Source organism: Bacillus sp. LH1 (genome assembly GCF_057924895.1).
Genome location: NZ_CM175007.1, coordinates 3,811,660 through 3,830,151, shown reverse-complemented (window position 1 = coordinate 3,830,151; position 18,492 = coordinate 3,811,660). Strand labels below are relative to the sequence as shown.

19 protein-coding genes and 1 other annotated feature are annotated in these 18,492 nt (G+C 36.1%); all 19 genes read left to right on the top strand.

Features of this window, described 5'->3' with window-relative positions:
- The first annotated feature begins 81 nt into the window (after window positions 1-81).
- The 19 genes from spoVE (at window position 82) to lspA (ending at window position 18,488) form a co-directional block, all read left to right on the top strand.
- A complete protein-coding gene (gene spoVE, locus ACX9TM_RS19660; RefSeq protein WP_000753520.1) occupies window positions 82-1,173 on the top strand; it encodes a stage V sporulation protein E in 1,092 nt (363 codons plus the stop codon).
- A gap of 103 nt (window positions 1,174-1,276) precedes the next feature.
- Window positions 1,277-2,371, top strand: a complete 1,095-nt coding sequence (murG, locus tag ACX9TM_RS19655; protein ID WP_025689214.1) for an undecaprenyldiphospho-muramoylpentapeptide beta-N-acetylglucosaminyltransferase — start codon at window positions 1,277-1,279, stop codon at window positions 2,369-2,371.
- A gap of 212 nt (window positions 2,372-2,583) precedes the next feature.
- On the top strand, window positions 2,584-3,489 hold the full coding sequence (gene murB / locus ACX9TM_RS19650; RefSeq protein WP_065382422.1) for a UDP-N-acetylmuramate dehydrogenase: 906 nt from the start codon (window positions 2,584-2,586) through the stop codon (window positions 3,487-3,489).
- Between the two features lie 98 nt (window positions 3,490-3,587).
- A complete protein-coding gene (gene divIB, locus ACX9TM_RS19645) occupies window positions 3,588-4,358 on the top strand; it encodes a cell division protein DivIB (protein ID WP_001065793.1) in 771 nt (256 codons plus the stop codon).
- 399 nt (window positions 4,359-4,757) lie between these two features.
- Entirely contained in the window at window positions 4,758-6,065 is a 1,308-nt protein-coding gene (ftsA, locus tag ACX9TM_RS19640; protein WP_001087558.1) for a cell division protein FtsA, read from the top strand.
- A 39-nt stretch (window positions 6,066-6,104) separates the two neighbouring features.
- Entirely contained in the window at window positions 6,105-7,259 is a 1,155-nt protein-coding gene (gene ftsZ / locus ACX9TM_RS19635) for a cell division protein FtsZ (RefSeq protein WP_000888984.1), read from the top strand.
- Between the two features lie 258 nt (window positions 7,260-7,517).
- A complete protein-coding gene (gene spoIIGA, locus ACX9TM_RS19630) occupies window positions 7,518-8,435 on the top strand; it encodes a sigma-E processing peptidase SpoIIGA (protein WP_000261975.1) in 918 nt (305 codons plus the stop codon).
- Window positions 8,436-8,455: 20 nt separating this feature from the next.
- Entirely contained in the window at window positions 8,456-9,175 is a 720-nt protein-coding gene (sigE, locus tag ACX9TM_RS19625; RefSeq protein ID WP_000976948.1) for an RNA polymerase sporulation sigma factor SigE, read from the top strand.
- 157 nt (window positions 9,176-9,332) lie between these two features.
- On the top strand, window positions 9,333-10,112 hold the full coding sequence (gene sigG, locus ACX9TM_RS19620; protein WP_000197755.1) for an RNA polymerase sporulation sigma factor SigG: 780 nt from the start codon (window positions 9,333-9,335) through the stop codon (window positions 10,110-10,112).
- 163 nt (window positions 10,113-10,275) lie between these two features.
- The gene (locus tag ACX9TM_RS19615) at window positions 10,276-10,557 is read left to right on the top strand and encodes a YlmC/YmxH family sporulation protein (RefSeq protein WP_000236745.1); all 282 of its coding nucleotides are present in this window, start codon (window positions 10,276-10,278) and stop codon (window positions 10,555-10,557) included.
- 120 nt (window positions 10,558-10,677) lie between these two features.
- Entirely contained in the window at window positions 10,678-11,496 is an 819-nt protein-coding gene (pgeF, locus tag ACX9TM_RS19610; protein WP_017657591.1) for a peptidoglycan editing factor PgeF, read from the top strand.
- Complete coding sequence (locus ACX9TM_RS19605; RefSeq protein ID WP_065382280.1) at window positions 11,493-12,167, top strand: YggS family pyridoxal phosphate-dependent enzyme; 675 nt, start codon at window positions 11,493-11,495, stop codon at window positions 12,165-12,167. The genes pgeF and ACX9TM_RS19605 overlap by 4 nt, the downstream gene beginning before the upstream one ends.
- A gap of 19 nt (window positions 12,168-12,186) precedes the next feature.
- Entirely contained in the window at window positions 12,187-12,657 is a 471-nt protein-coding gene (locus tag ACX9TM_RS19600) for a cell division protein SepF (RefSeq protein ID WP_065382281.1), read from the top strand.
- Window positions 12,658-12,663: 6 nt separating this feature from the next.
- Window positions 12,664-12,927 (top strand): YggT family protein, encoded by a 264-nt coding sequence (locus tag ACX9TM_RS19595; RefSeq protein WP_000214233.1) that lies wholly within the window; start codon window positions 12,664-12,666, stop codon window positions 12,925-12,927.
- A 15-nt stretch (window positions 12,928-12,942) separates the two neighbouring features.
- Window positions 12,943-13,710, top strand: a complete 768-nt coding sequence (locus tag ACX9TM_RS19590) for a YlmH family RNA-binding protein (protein ID WP_002164454.1) — start codon at window positions 12,943-12,945, stop codon at window positions 13,708-13,710.
- Window positions 13,711-13,799: 89 nt separating this feature from the next.
- Window positions 13,800-14,306 (top strand): septum site-determining protein DivIVA, encoded by a 507-nt coding sequence (divIVA, locus tag ACX9TM_RS19585; RefSeq protein ID WP_001131611.1) that lies wholly within the window; start codon window positions 13,800-13,802, stop codon window positions 14,304-14,306.
- A 51-nt stretch (window positions 14,307-14,357) separates the two neighbouring features.
- Window positions 14,358-14,581: a binding site (T-box leader), on the top strand.
- A 71-nt stretch (window positions 14,582-14,652) separates the two neighbouring features.
- Entirely contained in the window at window positions 14,653-17,418 is a 2,766-nt protein-coding gene (gene ileS2 / locus ACX9TM_RS19580; RefSeq protein ID WP_000455951.1) for an isoleucine--tRNA ligase, read from the top strand.
- 157 nt (window positions 17,419-17,575) lie between these two features.
- Complete coding sequence (locus tag ACX9TM_RS19575) at window positions 17,576-17,905, top strand: TraR/DksA C4-type zinc finger protein (RefSeq protein ID WP_001002956.1); 330 nt, start codon at window positions 17,576-17,578, stop codon at window positions 17,903-17,905.
- 124 nt (window positions 17,906-18,029) lie between these two features.
- Complete coding sequence (lspA, locus tag ACX9TM_RS19570; RefSeq protein ID WP_000642180.1) at window positions 18,030-18,488, top strand: lipoprotein signal peptidase LspA; 459 nt, start codon at window positions 18,030-18,032, stop codon at window positions 18,486-18,488.
- Window positions 18,489-18,492 lie beyond the last annotated feature (4 nt).

Below are 18,492 nucleotides of genomic sequence, written 5' to 3'. Positions count from 1 at the left end.
AAACATCAGTAGGCTAACACCTACTGATGTTTTGTTACATAGGGCAAAAGGTTCTGCCTAAAGAGGTGGTGTTTGTGGGTAATGAAGAAAACGCCTGATTTTATTCTCATCATCGTAACACTTTCATTGTTGACAATCGGAATGATTATGGTTTATAGTGCGAGTGCAGTTTGGGCCTCTTATAAAATGGGGGACTCATTCTTTTTTGCAAAAAGACAATTACTGTTTGCGGGTCTTGGTGTAGTAGCTATGTTTTTTATTATGAAAATTGATTATTGGGTGTGGCGTACGTATTCAAAAGTGATTTTGCTAGTTTGCTTCATTCTTCTTATTCTCGTTCTTATTCCTGGAGTAGGTCTTGTTCGAGGAGGAGCACGAAGTTGGATTGGAATCGGGGCATTTTCGATTCAGCCGTCAGAATTTATGAAGTTTGCGATGATTATTTTCTTGGCAAAGTTTTTAGCAGAACGGCAAAAATTGATTACATCTTTTAAACGTGGTTTATTACCGGCTCTTAGTTTTGTGTTTCTTGCTTTTGGGATGATTATGTTACAGCCAGACCTTGGGACAGGAACGGTAATGGTTGGGACATGTATCATTATGATATTCATTTCGGGAGCGAGAGTTTTTCACTTTGCAATGTTTGGTTTGATTGGTGTAGCAGGATTTGTAGGGTTAATTGCATCAGCACCGTATCGAATGAAACGCATTACATCATATTTAGATCCGTGGTCAGATCCGCTCGGGAGTGGATTTCAAATTATCCAATCATTACTTGCAATTGGACCTGGTGGATTATTTGGGCTTGGACTTGGACAAAGTAGACAAAAATTTCTTTATTTACCTGAACCACAAACTGACTTTATATTTGCGATCTTATCCGAGGAATTAGGTTTTATTGGTGGTTCATTTGTGTTATTATTATTTAGTCTATTATTATGGCGCGGGATTCGTATCGCATTAGGAGCGCCAGATTTATATGGTACGTTTTTAGCAGTAGGTATTGTGGCGATGATTGCGATTCAAGTAATGATTAATGTTGGTGTTGTAACAGGACTAATGCCTGTTACGGGTATTACCTTGCCGTTTTTAAGTTATGGTGGATCAAGTTTGACATTAATGTTAATGGCAGTAGGTGTATTATTAAATATAAGTCGCCATTCTCGCTACTAAACCCTGTTTATAAGACAGGGTTTTTCGTATGTGTGTAAAAATGCAATATGTATATAGAAATAAATATAATGGAAATAAGAAAAGAGAAGCGGAGGAGTTAGTAGTGCGTGTATTAGTGAGTGGTGGGGGTACTGGTGGTCATATTTATCCAGCTCTTGCTTTAATTAGAGAAATAAAAAAGTTAAATCCAGAAGCAAGATTTTTATATATTGGTACGGAAAATGGACTAGAGAGTACAATCGTTCCAAAAGCAGGTATACCATTTCAATCTATTGTTATAAGTGGATTTAAACGAAAAATATCATTAGATAATGTGAAAACAGTAATGCGTTTTCTAAAAGGTGTACAGGATAGTAAACGATATATTCGTCGTTTTAATCCGGATATCGTAATTGGAACGGGTGGATATGTATGTGGACCAGTTGTATACGCTGCAGCCAAATTAGGTATTCCAACTATTGTACATGAACAAAATAGTGTACCAGGTGTAACGAACAAGTTTTTAAGCCGTTATGTTGATAAAGTTGCTGTTTGTTTTGAAGCAGCTATAGAGCATTTTCCGGAGTCAAAAGTGGTAATGACAGGTAATCCACGAGCATCAGAGGTAATGGAACAAAATGGAATGAAGGGGAAACGTTCAGTTGGGCTTTCTCTTCCTAAAAAGTCTGTACTTATATTTGGTGGAAGTCGTGGGGCTAGACCGATTAACGATGCCTTCGTTGAAGCAATTGAACAGTTTGGGAACAAAAGCTACGAAATACTATATGTAACAGGTGAAGTACATTATGACAAAGTGATGGAAGCCGTGAAGCAAAAAGGGAACCCAAGCAATGTTATTATTAAGCCGTTCATTCATAATATGCCAGAGGTACTAACTGGTGTAGACCTTGTTGTTTCAAGGGCTGGGGCAACAACACTTGCAGAATTAACAGCGTTAGGAAAACCAAGTGTGTTAATACCGAGTCCGTATGTAACAAATAATCATCAGGAAAAGAATGCACGTTCAGTTGTTGATAAAGGAGCGGCAAAAATGTTACTTGAAAAAGATTTAACAGCTGAAACGCTTATTCGTGATATTGATGAGATTTTATTAGATGCACAAACATTACAAAATATGAAGCTAGCTGCTAAGCAACTAGGTATTCCAGATGCAGCAAATAAGCTGTATGAAGTAATGAATAAACTTGTAAAAAAATAAAGTGAGGCTTTAATCAGTGGGGAGTGATTCTCTCTCGTTGATTATTACCTTTCACTAATCGGATGTTTACTGGTATCCTCATTCCACCTAATTTCTTTGTTATCACCTAATTTTGATTTAGGAGCTGTACTGCCCGTAAATAGAGGGATAACGTTAGGTGAACGCCCTGCATATTATTGTCATAAGGAGACTTAATATGGGGGAGATTGTCTATGGAACAATTAGTAAATGAGCTTATAGAAGCAGACGTTGGTCGTGTTTTGGTTAACGAGCCGTTAGCACGTTATACAACTATGAAAATAGGTGGCCCAGCGGATATTTTAATTGTGCCAAAGCATGTAGCCGGTATTGAAAAAACATTACAGTTAGTAAAGCAATACAAAACGAAGTGGACTGTAATTGGTCGCGGTTCAAACCTTCTTGTATCTGATCAAGGCATAGAAGGTGTTGTTATTCGTTTAGGAGAAGGATTAGATCACTTAGAGGTCGAAAAACATAAGGTAAGAGTTGGTAGTGGATATCCTCTTATTAAATTGTCAACTTTACTTAGTCGTCAAGGGTTAGCTGGATTGGAGTTTGCAAGCGGTATTCCAGGAAGTGTCGGTGGTGCAGTATATATGAATGCAGGTGCACATAAATCGGATATATCGAGTGTATTATCGAAGGCTCTCATTCTGTTTGAAGACGGTGCAATTGACTGGTTAACGAATAAAGAACTGGAGTTTTCTTATCGGGCATCTGTATTGCAAACGAAACGTCCTGGTATTGTTTTAGAGGCGGTGTTTCAATTACAGGCGGGGAAACGTGAAGAAATTGTACGTAGCATGCAAAATAATAAAGATTACCGCCGTGAAACGCAACCATGGAATCACCCGTGTGCAGGAAGTGTATTTCGGAATCCAATCCCACATTTTGCAGGAGATTTAGTAGAAAAAGCAGGGCTTCGTGGCTATAGGATTGGTGGAGCTCAAATTTCTGAAATGCATGGCAATTTTATTGTTAATACTGGGGGAGCTTCAGCGCAAGAGGTATTGTCTTTAATTGAATTAATAAAACATACAATTAAGGATAAATTTGATGTAGATATGCACACAGAAGTAGAAATCATTGGAAGATAACGGTTATTCGTTCCGCTCATTATCATTTATGTTATAATAAGAAGATAAGAACGGCATGAGGAACATGCCGTTCTTTATGTTACATAGGGGGATCGTACATGAATAATAGTAAAGTGATTAAACTACAAGATCGTGTACCAAAATTGAAAAATCAAAAGAAAAAAAACAAAAAAAATGTTAATCATCGATTGATTTTATACATATCAATTTTATTTTTATTAGTGCTCTTTTTAATTTATTTTCGGTCTCCGCTTAGTAATATAAAAAAGATTAGTGTGTTTGGAAATCACTATATGACGGATGAACAAGTAATGAAGGATTCAGGCGTGACATATGATACAAGTTATTTCCGAGTGACAGCACATAAAGCTGAAGAAAACTTAACGAAGCGAAAAGAAATTAAAGCAGTAAATGTAAAAAAACGTTTTCCAAACAATATTGATATTCATATCGAAGAATATTTAACGATTGGTTATATAAATAAAGAGGGAAAATTACAACCGTTATTAGAGAATGGAAAAACGCTTGATGTACTACCTAATGGAAAACTTCCTGTTGCAGCACCGATTTTCGAACCTTTTAAAGAAGAGAAAATGAAGGAGTTAATCGCTGAACTAGAAAAATTAACACCAGCTATTTTAAAATCTATTTCGGAGATTCGCTATTCACCAACGAATGCGAATGAAGATCATCTTACTTTATATATGAATGAAGGTTATGAAGTGAGCACTACAATTCAAAATTTCGCAAAACGTATGGAAGCCTATCCGCTTATTTTAAAAACAATTGAGCCAGGTAAGAAGGTATTAATTGACTTAGAAGTAGGTGCATATACGAAAGAATTAGGTGCGGAAGAAAAAAAAGAATAGAATGGTAGTTTTCGTTACTTATAGCAGAAAAAACGAAACGAATGTTCTATTATGTGTATACGAATTTAGAAGAATGGTTCATTTGATGAAAAATATGTAAAAATTCTTAGATTCATACTAGTATTGGTACAAGTTTCACTTTTCTATGAGTACATCTTAGTGTAGACTTATACTTGGCGGTAAACTTTACACTCGAAATAGAATTATTTCAAGATAAGCAGTTATTCATAGTTTACTGCGATATTCTTAATTGAATGCTAAATAAAAATAAGAAAAATATAGGGTTAAAAAAGGGAAACGTATAAAGACGTTGAATATTTTTCTTATAAATAGTAAAGTTGCGATTGTTGTTCCATATATTGAGTTGTATGGTATAAATAAAGAAGGAGGTGCCAAAGAATGAACAGCAATGAAATATATGTTAGTCTTGACATCGGTACATCCAATGTTAAAGTCATCATTGGTGAAATGGTTAATGACAGCTTAAACATTATTGGTGTTGGAAATGTAAAATCAAATGGTTTAAAGAAGGGATCGATAGTTGATATAGACGAGACTGTTCGATCAATTAAAAAAGCAATTGAACAAGCTGAGCGCATGGTGGGAATCCACATTGAGCAAGTTGTAGTAGGTGTCAATGCAAACCAGGTACAGCTACTTCCTTGTCACGGAGTAGTCGCTGTTTCAAATGAAGATCGTGAAATCGGGAATGAAGATGTCTTACGCGTTCTAGATGCAGCACAAGTTGTGTCAATTGCTCCAGAACGTGAGTTTATTGATGTGGTACCTCGACAGTTCATCGTAGACGGTCTTGACGAGATTAACGATCCACGCGGGATGATCGGTGTAAGATTAGAAATGGAAGGTACACTTATTACAGGCTCGAGAACTTTACTACATAACCTACTTCGTTGTGTAGAAAAAGCAGGTCTTGAAATTGTTGATATTTGTCTTCAACCTTTAGCGGCTGCAACAGTTGCAATATCTTCAGATGAAAAAAATAGAGGAGTAGCCCTTGTTGATATGGGGGGAGGATCTACAACTTTATCTATTTTTAAAGATGGAGAGTTACAAGCGACAAGCGTATTACCATTAGGTGGAGACCATATAACGAAAGATATTGCGATTGGGTTGAAAACTTCAACAGAAAATGCAGATCAAATTAAGTTGAAATATGGACATGCTTTTTATGATACAGCATCTGAAGAAGAGATGTTTACGGTTCCTATTATGGGAAGTGATCAAACAGAACAATATTCTCAGTTGGAATTATCGGATATAATAGAGGCTCGTGTAGAGGAAATTTTAATGTTTGTTCAAGATGAAGTGCGTAAGTTAGGAGTAAAGCAAGTGGCTTCTGGTTATGTACTAACTGGCGGAATTGCTTCTATGCCAGGTGTTCTTGATCTTGCATATGATATTTTACATGAAAATGTTCGTGTAGCAACTCCTGATTATATTGGTGTGCGTGAGCCCCAATATACAAGTGGAGTTGGATTAATTAAACATTCTTATCAAAAAGCTAAATTACGTGGGAAAAATGTGCAGGAAAAGCAAGAGCATTTTGAACCAGTACCAGCACCAGCACCAACGCCGGTACAACAGCAACCCACGAAACAAAAAACTCGTAATCAAAACAATAATAATCAAAATGATGACCGCATGATGTCAAAAGTAAAACGTGTATTCCGTTATTTATGGGATTAAAATTGGACACGAAAAATGAGGTTCTAGGGGGATTTCGACATGTTAGAGTTTGATACTACTCAAGATCAATTAGCGAATATAAAAGTTATCGGTGTCGGCGGTGGCGGAAACAATGCTGTAAACCGTATGATTGAACACGGTGTACAAGGTGTAGACTTTATCGCTGTGAACACTGATGCACAAGCATTAAATCTATCAAAAGCTGAAACAAAAATGCAAATTGGTGGAAAATTAACGCGTGGACTTGGTGCAGGCGCAAACCCTGAAGTAGGGAAAAAAGCTGCAGAAGAAAGTAAAGAACAGATTCAAGAAGCACTTCGTGGTGCGGATATGGTCTTCGTAACTGCCGGTATGGGCGGTGGAACTGGAACTGGTGCAGCTCCAGTTGTTGCTCAAGTTGCAAAAGAATTAGGTGCTTTAACAGTAGGTGTTGTAACACGTCCATTTACTTTTGAAGGACGTAAGCGTGCGACGCAAGCAGCATCTGGTATTGCAGCATTTAAAGAAAATGTAGATACTCTTATTGTAATTCCAAACGATCGCTTATTAGAGATTGTTGATAAAAATACGCCAATGTTAGAAGCATTCCGTGAAGCTGATAACGTATTACGTCAAGGTGTTCAAGGTATTTCGGATTTAATTGCAACGCCAGGTTTAATTAACTTAGACTTTGCAGACGTAAAGACAATTATGTCTAATAGAGGTTCTGCTTTAATGGGTATTGGTTCTGGTAATGGGGAAAATCGTGCTGCAGAAGCTGCGAAAAAAGCGATTTCTAGCCCATTACTAGAAACATCTATTGATGGAGCTCAAGGTGTTATCATGAACATTACGGGTGGCGCTAACTTAAGCTTATATGAAGTACAAGAAGCGGCAGACATCGTAGCTTCAGCTTCAGATCCAGAAGTAAATATGATCTTCGGTTCTGTTATTAACGAAGGATTAAAAGATGATATCGTTGTAACTGTAATTGCAACTGGTTTTGATGATAGCATTGCAACTCAACCACCAAAACCAATTATTCGTCCGAATGCGAACCACACGCAACAACAGCAACAACCAGTAGCTCAACCTTCAAAACAGCGTGAAGTAAAACGTGAAATGAAGCGTGAAGAGCCAGTTGTACATGAGCGTCATTCAGATTCAGATGATATCGATATTCCAGCATTTTTACGTAACCGTCGTAGACGATAAAAAAAAGGAGCTTTCATGCTCCTTTTTATTTTTTATGGAAAAGACCTGCTAAGCAGGTCTTTTTTTATTTCGTATATTTCAATATATTTTGTTTGTGAAAATAAGAGTATATCATTCTATGAATTTGTACTTTTATTTTTTACCGACAGATTATGTCTAGAAATCACAAAATAACAAAAAAACACCTCCGCAAATTGACACACTTTCCTATTGGATATGCATTATACTAGTCTCAACTTGAAAAAAGAGGTGAATTGTTTGGTTGTTTACGCCGACGTTGTTTGGTTGTTAAACGCCTGCATTGATTTTCTTTTGCTTTTATTAACAGCTACCGTGTTAAAAAAGAAAATCAAAAGATGGAGGCTTGTGTTAGGGGCATTTATAGGTTCAACCATTGTTATTTTTGCCTTTACTCCTTTTGCTTCTATGATGACACATCCAATTATGAAACTACTGTACTCGTTACTTATTGTGTATACAGCATTTGGGTTTACGACATTTAGAAATTATGCACAAACTGTTTTTACTTTTTACTTTGTAACCTTTATGGTTGGCGGAGGATTAATTGGAACTCATTTCTTTTTGCAAACGAATGAAATGGTAAATGGATTGGTTCAATCTCAGTCAATTTCTTACGGTGATCCAATTAGTTGGTTATTTGTTATTTTTGGTTTTCCAGTAATTTATTATTTTTCTAAAAAGCGTATTGAAAGCGTAGAGGTCACGAAAATACACTATGATCAAATTGTGAAAGTAAAAATTCAATTAGCCGAAGAAGAACTAGAACTCGCAGGTCTTATTGACAGTGGGAACCAACTTTATGACCCATTAACAAAAACACCTGTTATGATTATGCATGTTTCATCATTAGAACATTGCTTACCATCTTGGTTAACAGAACAAATTTATTCCAAAACAGAAATTCCTCAAATACCAGAAAATGATTCTGGTTGGGCGACCAAATTACGCTTAATTCCTTTCCGTGCAGTAGGAGTAGAGAGTCAATTTTTGTGGGCAATTAAGCCTGACAGTGTGCAAGTTGACCATGAAGGTAGTTCTATTGTTGTAAACAAAGTATTAATTGGATTAAATACACAACAGCTGTCTACTAATGGGGAGTATCAATGTATTGTGCATCCAAAAATGTTGATTTCGCAAAAAATGGTGATCGCTTAATAAATGAGAGGCGGGATAATATGATGAAATTAAAATTTTATTTAGTATACCTTTGGTATAAAGTATTGCTGAAATTAGGAATTAAGACCGATGAAATTTATTATATTGGTGGAAGTGAAGCGTTGCCACCACCGTTAACAAAAGAAGAAGAGGAAGTTCTTTTGAATAAATTGCCAAAAGGAGATCAGGCAGCAAGGTCATTACTTATTGAACGTAACTTAAGGCTCGTTGTATATATAGCAAGAAAGTTTGAAAATACAGGGATAAATATTGAAGATTTGATTAGTATAGGAACAATCGGCCTTATTAAAGCGGTAAATACATTTAATCCAGAAAAGAAAATAAAATTAGCAACATATGCATCGCGTTGTATAGAAAATGAAATTTTAATGCATTTACGTCGAAATAACAAAAATCGTTCGGAAGTTTCTTTTGATGAACCACTAAACATTGATTGGGATGGGAATGAACTGTTATTGTCTGACGTGTTAGGTACAGATGATGATATTATTACAAAAGATTTAGAAGCTACTGTAGATCGTCACCTTTTAATGAAAGCATTACACCAATTAAATGATCGTGAAAAACAAATTATGGAACTTCGGTTTGGGCTTGCTGGAGGAGAGGAAAAGACGCAAAAAGATGTGGCTGATATGCTTGGGATTTCACAGTCATACATTTCGCGTTTAGAAAAAAGAATTATAAAAAGATTACGAAAAGAATTTAATAAAATGGTGTAAAGAATAAGACCAGCCGTTATGTAGGCTGGTCTTATTCTATTTAGTTGTATTAGGAAAGATAATTTAAATAATAAATCGTGAAAAAACCACATGCATAAAATCCCCTTCAAAGGAAATACTTTACACTGTACAGCAACTCCCGATAGGAGGGAACACTTTGACGAGAAACAAAGTAGAAATTTGCGGTGTTGATACAGCTAAACTTCCAGTATTAAAAAATGAAGAGATGCGTAAATTATTTCGTGAAATGCAAAGTGGAGAGATAAGCGCAAGAGAAAAATTAGTGAATGGAAACTTACGTCTTGTACTGAGCGTCATCCAAAGATTTAATAACAGAGGAGAATATGTTGACGATTTATTTCAAGTTGGTTGCATCGGACTTATGAAATCAATTGATAATTTTGATTTAGGCCAAAATGTAAAATTTTCAACGTATGCTGTGCCGATGATTATTGGGGAAATACGCAGATATTTGCGTGATAATAATCCGATTCGCGTATCGCGCTCATTGCGAGATATTGCGTATAAAGCTTTACAAGTAAGAGAAAAATTGATTGCAGAAAATTCAAAAGAACCAACAGCAATGGATATTGCAAAAGTGCTAGAAGTAACTCATGAAGAGATAGTATTTGCTTTAGATGCGATTCAAGATCCAGTTTCATTATTTGAACCGATTTATAATGATGGGGGAGATCCTATCTTTGTTATGGATCAGTTAAGTGATGAAAAACAAAAGGACGAGCAGTGGGTTGAAGAATTAGCATTGAAAGAAGGAATGAAGCGTTTAAATGATAGAGAGAAAATGATTATTAGAAAACGTTTCTTCCAAGGAAAGACACAGATGGAAGTTGCAGAAGAAATTGGGATTTCCCAAGCGCAAGTATCACGTTTAGAGAAGTCAGCCATTAAACAAATGAATAAAACGATTCAAGGATAAGGTCTCACCAATTATGGTGAGACCTTTTTATATGTAATATGGTTTGTGCTCATAGTAGGGGATTAGTGTTCATATAATGAAACTAGCATGGTGTTTCGTATAGGTGGCTTCCTGTAAATATGAGAAACAGTTTCCAATTTGTCATATAAGGGAGAGGATAAAAATGGTGATACGAATTTCAGAATTACAGATGAAGGATGTTATAAATATTTCAGATGGAAAAAGGATTGGGAATATTGGAGATATTGAAATTGATATGAACACAGGGAAAATTTGTTCTGTTATTATTTCCAAACAGACACGTATGCTAGGTATTTTTGGAAAAGATGTTGAGATTGTAATTCCTTGGAAGGAAATTGTGAAAATTGGGGAAGATGTCATACTTGTAAGAGTAAATCCTGTTAATTCTGTAACAGAATCAATACAAACACCGACAATTTCATAAAGAATATTACAAATTCCTCTTTTTTTTCTGTTAGGATTATGAAAAAATAAAAGTATGGTAAAATAGACAGGAAGTACCATGCTTTTTTCTGTTATTTTAATTAAAAGGAGCCGCTTTATTATGAGAGAACCATTTAAATATGTGGACGGTATACTGTATTTACAAGCGTGGAAAGAACTTGGAAACATTACTGCTGGATTTACGACAAAAGATGGTGGGATAAGTACGGGCTCCTTTCATGCGATGAATTTAGGATTACATGTGAATGATATCGTGGAGAACGTTCATGAAAACAGACGCATTTTAGCAAATAAGTTACAAAAACCATTAGAAAACTGGATTTGCTCTGAACAAGTTCATGCTCATCATGTTGAAAAAGTAGGGCAACAGGAAAAGGGAAGTGGTGTCTATTCATATGAGGACGGCATTTCAAAAACAGATGGCATTTATACGAGTAATGAAGATGTTCTGTTAACGTCTTGTTACGCGGATTGTGTTCCGCTCTATTTTTATGCACCATCACATGGTATGATAGGACTTGCGCATGCTGGATGGAAAGGCACTGTACAAGAGATTGCAAAGGAAATGATTCAAAAGTGGAATGCAGAAGGTATTTCAAGTGATGAAATTCATGTTGCAATTGGGCCGTCGATCGGATCTTGTTGTTATGTTGTGGATGATCGTGTATTAACAGCAGCACAGGAAGTAGTTAGCGGTGCTGTTCCTCATCAAAAAATTTCTGACGGGCAGTACGCAATTAATTTAAAAGAAATTAATCGTATATTATGTGTACAAGCAGGCATAAAAGAAGAGCATATTGTAATGTCATCTCTTTGTACAAGCTGTGAAGAGCAACTATTTTTCTCTCATCGTCGTGATCAAGGTAAGACAGGAAGAATGTTGAGTTTCATAGGTTTTAAGGGGGAAGGAAGCAAGTGACAGTACAAGAAAATTTAGTAATTGTAAATGAAGCTATTAAAGAATCTTGCGCTCGAGCTGGACGTTCGTTGCAAGATATTAAACTTGTTGCAGTTACAAAAACTGTAGGGATTGAAAAAACAAACGAAGTAATTGAAGCTGGAATTATCGATTTAGGTGAAAATAGAAATGAAGGTTTCTTACAGAAATACGAGCATTTCGGTTCAAAAGTTAATTGGCACTTTATTGGCTCATTACAAACGAGAAAAGTAAAAGAAATCATTAATGAAATTGATTATTTACATTCGTTAGATCGTCTTTCGCTGGCGAAAGAAATTCAGAAACGTGCTGATAAGAAAGTGAAATGCTTTATTCAAGTGAAAACCTCATCTGAAGAATCGAAGCAAGGATTGGCAAGAGAAGAGGTTGTTTCTTTTATTCAAAGTTTGCAAGAATTCGATAAAATTGAAGTGGTTGGACTAATGACGATGGCTCCATTTACAGAAGAAGAGGAAGAAATCAGACGCTGTTTTAAGGAATTACGTATGCTGCAAACAGAGGTGCAGGAGCTAGAGTTATTACATGCGCCATGTAAAGAATTATCAATGGGAATGTCCAACGATTACACAATTGCAATTGAAGAAGGGGCTACATATATTCGTTTGGGAACGATTTTAGTAGGAAAAGCGTAAAAGGAAGGAGAATCTTATTATGAGTTGGTCAAAAGTAAAATACTTCTTTTTTGATACACCGGAAGAAAAAGAAGCAGCTCAATATGGTTATGAAAAGGAGCAAATAGACATGAAAAAGCAGCAAGATCCACCAGAACAACAAGACGTTACGTTTCCGAAAGCGCAACCGAAGCAAAATGTTGTGAGTATTGAAACAGCAAAACAATCTTCAAAAGTTGTTTTATTAGAACCACGCACATATTCGGAAGCACAAGGGATTGCGGACCACTTAAAAGGTAGACGAGCTGTTGTAATTAATTTGCAGAGAATGTCTACTGATCAAGCGGTACGTATCGTTGACTTTTTAAGTGGTACTGTATACGCTATAGGCGGGGACATTCAAAAAATAGGGCCGAAAACATTTATGTGTACACCTGAAAATGTAGATATTGTTGGTGCGATTTCAGAGTTATTCGGTGAAGAAGAAGAAACAAATATAAAGAGGTGGTAATACGCCATGACAACAGTTTTTATAGTGTTAAGTTATGCTATCGAGATTTACTCGTGGGCACTTATTATTTACATTCTCCTATCATGGTTTCCTGGTGCAAAGGAATCATCTTTTGGAGAGTTCCTGGCACGTATTTGTGAACCGTATTTAGAACCATTCCGCCGCTTTATTCCGCCGCTTGGAATGATTGATATTTCTCCAATCGTTGCGATCTTTGCGTTGAAACTTGCTAAAACTGGTTTGTTCAGTTTATTAAGCTATTTCTTATAGTAAGAAGGTAAATACATGAGCATCTACGAACATTTTAGGCCTGATGAGGAGGTCTTTGTGGATAAAGTGCTAGAGTGGAAGCGAGCGGCGGAGTACCATCAAGTGAAGTTAACGGATTTTCTTGATCCTAGGCAACAACAAATTGTTTCTATGGTAATAGGACAAGGTGATGTTGCTGTACAATTTGGTGGTGCAACGCCTAATGCAGAGCGTAAAAGAGCACTTATTTATCCAGACTATCTAGAATTAAATGAAGAAGAATTTCAAGTAGAAGTATTAGAAATTGACTATCCTTCCAAGTTTTATACGCTAGAACATAGGCAAATATTAGGTACATTTATGTCTCTTGGTTTAACAAGAGAAAAATGTGGTGATATTTTGCTGCAAGAAAATCGTGCCCAAATTGTAGTTGCGAAAGAAATTGTATCGTATATTGAGATGAACTTACAATCAATAGGGAAAGTAAAAGTCTCTTTAGCGTCAGTGCAAGGAGAACAAATTCTACAGATAGATGAAACGTGGGGAGAGAAATCTGGAACGGTTTCTTCACTTCGTTTAGATGTTATGTTAGCTGAAATGTTACATTTATCTAGACAGAAAGTACAACCTTTCATAAAAAATGGTTTAGTAAAAGTCAATTGGAAAACAGTGGAGCAAACTTCTTATGAATGCTATCCAGGAGATGTTTTTTCTGTTAGAGGATATGGCCGAAGTAAATTATTTTCTGTAGAAGGTAGAACAAAACGCGACAAATGGAGAATTTTGTATGGTATACTAAAATGATTGGTTTTTTAGAAGGAAATCCTCCTATTTTGTCGAAGAAAAGATATAATTGAAAGAGGAAATTTAGATAACTACTTGGAGGTGGCGTTGTGCCGTTAACACCATTAGATATTCATAACAAAGAATTTGGTCGCGGATTCCGTGGCTATGATGAAGATCAAGTAAATGAGTTTCTTGATCAAATTATCAAAGATTATGAATTGGTCATTCGTGAGAAAAAAGCTTTAGAAGAAAAAGTTGCGCAGTTAGAAGGGAAGTTAGATCATTTCTCTAATATTGAAGATACGTTAAACAAATCTATCGTCGTTGCACAAGAAGCAGCGGAAGAAGTAAAACGTAATGCGCAAAAAGAAGCGAAATTAATTGTGCGTGAAGCTGAAAAGAATGCTGATCGTATTATTAACGAAGCATTAGTAAAATCAAGAAAAGTTGCTTTTGATATTGAAGAGCTAAAGAAACAAGCGAAAGTATTCCGAACTCGTTTCCGTATGTTATTAGAAACACAGCTTGAGATGTTAAACAACGATGATTGGGATAAACTAATTGAATTAGAAGACGAAGTAGATGAACTGTTGAAAAAAGAAGAAACAGTGTAAGCTTGACGTTTTTCTCATTATTACATATAATTTTAAACAACATATTTATTAAGAAAAACGAAGATAGGGATAAGTACCTTTTCAAACCTTATATAGCGAACTGAGGATGGTGTAAGCTCAGGATAAGGAGATAGTGGGAATATCACCCTGGAGTTCCGCGCTGAACAAATAGAGTAAGCGTAGGCGTGTATTCGCGTTAAGAATATAAAGAGGATTCTATACATATGTATATGATCTACTAGGGTGGTACCGCGGGAGACTTTCTCGTCCCTTTTTGGGATGAGAAGGTCTCTTTTTTATTCCGTTTTTTAAGAGTTTCTTTTATACATGTAAGGAGGAATTGAGCATGGAGTACAAAAATACATTACTGATGCCAAAAACAGAGTTCCCAATGCGTGGGAATTTACCAAAACGTGAGCCTGCAATGCAAGAAAAATGGGCTGAAATGAATATTTACGAAAAAGTACAAGAACATACAAAAGGACGTCCTTTATTTGTATTGCATGATGGACCTCCATATGCGAATGGTGACATTCATATGGGACATGCATTAAATAAAGTATTAAAAGACTTTATTGTTCGTTATAAATCAATGACTGGTTTTAGTGCGCCATATGTTCCAGGATGGGATACGCACGGTTTACCAATTGAACAAGCTTTAACAAATAAAGGTGTAAAACGTAAAGAAATGACAGTTGCTGAGTTCCGTAAGTTATGTGCAGAGTATGCATATGAACAAGTAGAACGTCAACGTGAACAATTTAAGCGTCTAGGTGTACGTGCAGATTGGGATAATCCATATATTACTTTAGAGCCAGCTTATGAAGCACAACAAATCAAAGTGTTTGGTGACATGGCGAAAAAAGGTTATATCTATAAAGGTCAAAAACCAGTTTACTGGTCTCCAACGAGTGAATCTGCTTTAGCGGAAGCTGAAATTGAATATCAAGATAAAAAATCAGCATCTATTTACGTAGCATTCCCTGTAAAAGATGGAAAGAACGTATTAGAAGGTGATGAAAAGTACATCATTTGGACAACGACACCTTGGACATTACCTGCAAACTTAGGTATTTCTGTTCACCCAGAGCTTGAATATAGCATTGTAAAAGTAAACGATGAGAAATATATCATTGCTTCTGAGCTGTTTGAGACAGTTGCAAAAACGTTAGAGTGGGAAAATGCTGAAGTTGTGAAAACAGTAAAAGGTAGCGAACTTGAGTACACAGTTGCAAAACATCCATTCTACGATCGTGATTCATTAGTTATGCTAGGAGACCACGTAACAACAGATGCAGGTACAGGTTGTGTTCATACAGCACCAGGACACGGGGAAGATGACTTCGTTGTTGGTAAAAAGTATGGATTAGAAGTACTTTGCCCAGTCGATGATAAAGGTGTATTAACAAATGAGGCACCTGGATTTGAAGGCTTATTCTATGATAAAGCTAATAAACCAATTACAGAAAAATTAGAAGAAGTAGGCGCGTTACTGAAACTAACATTCATTACACATTCATACCCACATGATTGGAGAACGAAAAAACCAATTATTTTCCGTGCGACAGCACAGTGGTTTGCATCTATTGAAGCATTCCGTAAAGAATTAATAGAAGCTGTAGCAGAAACAAAATGGGTACCAGCATGGGGAGAAACTCGTCTTCATAATATGGTTCGTGACCGTGGTGACTGGTGTATTTCTCGTCAGCGTGCATGGGGTGTGCCAATTCCGGTATTCTATGCTGAGAATGGTGATCCAATTATTACGGATGAAACAATTAACCATGTAGCAGATTTATTCCGTGAACACGGTTCTAACGTATGGTTCGAGCGTGAAGCGAAAGATCTATTACCAGAAGGATTTACACATCCAGGTAGCCCAAATGGCGAATTCCGTAAAGAAACAGACATCATGGATGTATGGTTCGATTCAGGTTCTTCTCACCAAGCGGTATTAGAAGAGCGCGAAGATTTACAGCGTCCAGCTGATTTATATTTAGAAGGATCTGACCAGTATCGTGGTTGGTTTAACTCTTCATTATCAACAGCAGTTGCTGTAACAGGTAAAGCTCCATATAAAGGCGTACTAAGTCACGGTTTCGTACTAGATGGTGAAGGACGTAAGATGAGTAAGTCGATTGGAAACATTGTCGTACCGAAGAAAATTATGGATCAATTAGGCGGAGACATTTTACGCTTATGGGTATCTTCTGTTGACTATCAATCTGACGTACGTATTTCAGATGATATTTTAAAACAAGTAGCAGAAGTGTATCGTAAAATCCGTAACACATTCCGTTTCTTATTAGGAAACTTAGACGACTTTAAGCCAAGTGAAAATGCAGTAGCTGTAGCTGAACTTCGTGAAGTAGATCGTTACATGTTAGTGAAATTAAATGACTTAATTACAAAAGTTAAAGAAGCATATGAGACATACGACTTCGCTGCTGTGTATCATGCAATTCATAACTTCTGTACAATTGATTTAAGTTCATTCTATTTAGACTTTGCAAAAGACATTTTATATATTGAAGGTGCAAACCACGAAGATCGTCGTGCGATTCAAACTGTATTATATGATGTTCTTGTTGCGTTAACGAAACTTGTAACACCAATCTTACCGCATACAGCTGATGAAGTATGGCCATACATTCCAGGCGTAACAGAAGAAAGTGTACAATTAACTGATATGCCAGAAGCTGTACAATTAGATGACGCGGAAGCGTTAAAAACAAAATGGGATGCATTTATGACATTACGTGATGACGTGTTAAAAGCACTAGAAGTAGCTCGTAATGAAAAAGTAATCGGTAAGTCATTAAATGCAAGCATTACGCTATATCCAACTGCAGAAATGAAAGCTATGTTAGAGTCTATTAGCGAAGACTTAAAGCAATTATTCATCGTTTCTGAGTATAAACTTGGTGGTATGATGGATGAAGCGCCAGCAGATGCACCGAAGTATGAACATACAGCGGTTGTTGTTGCTCAAGCAACTGGTGAAACATGTGAACGTTGTTGGGTAGTTTCAGAAACAATTGGTAAAGATGCTGAACATGAAACATTATGTGAGCGTTGTGCAACAGTTGTTAAAGAAAACTATGTAAAATAATAAAAAAAGCTGACTGCTATTGATGCAGTCAGTTTTTTTGTTTATGGCATATCAAAATCACTTTCAGACTCTTTCCTGTGAAGGAAAAATGTGTGTGAGGTAAGCAAATAAATTTCGGACACACTAACTGTACATTACAGCTAGGAGGAATGTACACGTGAATGAAATTTACATGGAAATAAAAGAAGAATTGCAATTGATGAGAAAAGAGTTGCAAGAGAGACTAGCTAAAGAAGTAATGCACAAATATGATGTCGAGTTCAGCCAAGAGCTTGGATATGAAATTAAGGAAGAGATAAAGAAAAAATTGCTATTACATGATATAAAAGAGGATTTAAAGGATGTAGAACGCGCATTATTTAAAATGGAAATAGACATGTATGGTATTTGTGAAGAGACGGGGAGATTAATTTCGACAAAGCAAATGAAGACAATGCCGACTGCCCGTACGATTCATGAATTCTTTTATGAAAAGGTAAATGTATGAATACGCACAACGATATTATATTACCTTTTTTTAATTTATTTTATTCTTCTATAAAGGTTCATTGTGAAAAGGTAGCAGCTATGCTAAAATTTTGAGGTACACTGTCTTTGTGGGGGAAATGAAAATGATATATTATGTAATAGCGTTATTCGTCATTGCTATCGATCAAATATCGAAGTGGTTAATTGTAAAGAACATGGAATTGGGTACGAGTATTCCGATTATCGACAATGTATTATACATAACATCACATCGAAATAGAGGCGCTGCTTGGGGTATTTTAGAAAATAAAATGTGGTTCTTCTACATTATTACAGTTGTTTTTGTAGTGTTTATTGTATTTTATATGAAAAAGTATGCGAAAACAGACAAGCTTCTAGGTATTTCGCTAGGCCTAATTTTGGGCGGGGCAATTGGTAACTTTATTGATCGTGTATTTAGACAAGAAGTAGTGGATTTCATTCACGTGTATATTTTCTCGTACAACTATCCAGTATTCAATATAGCTGATTCAGCATTATGTATTGGTGTTGTATTAATTATTATTCAAACATTATTAGAAGGCAAGAAAGCGAAGGAGTAATTGA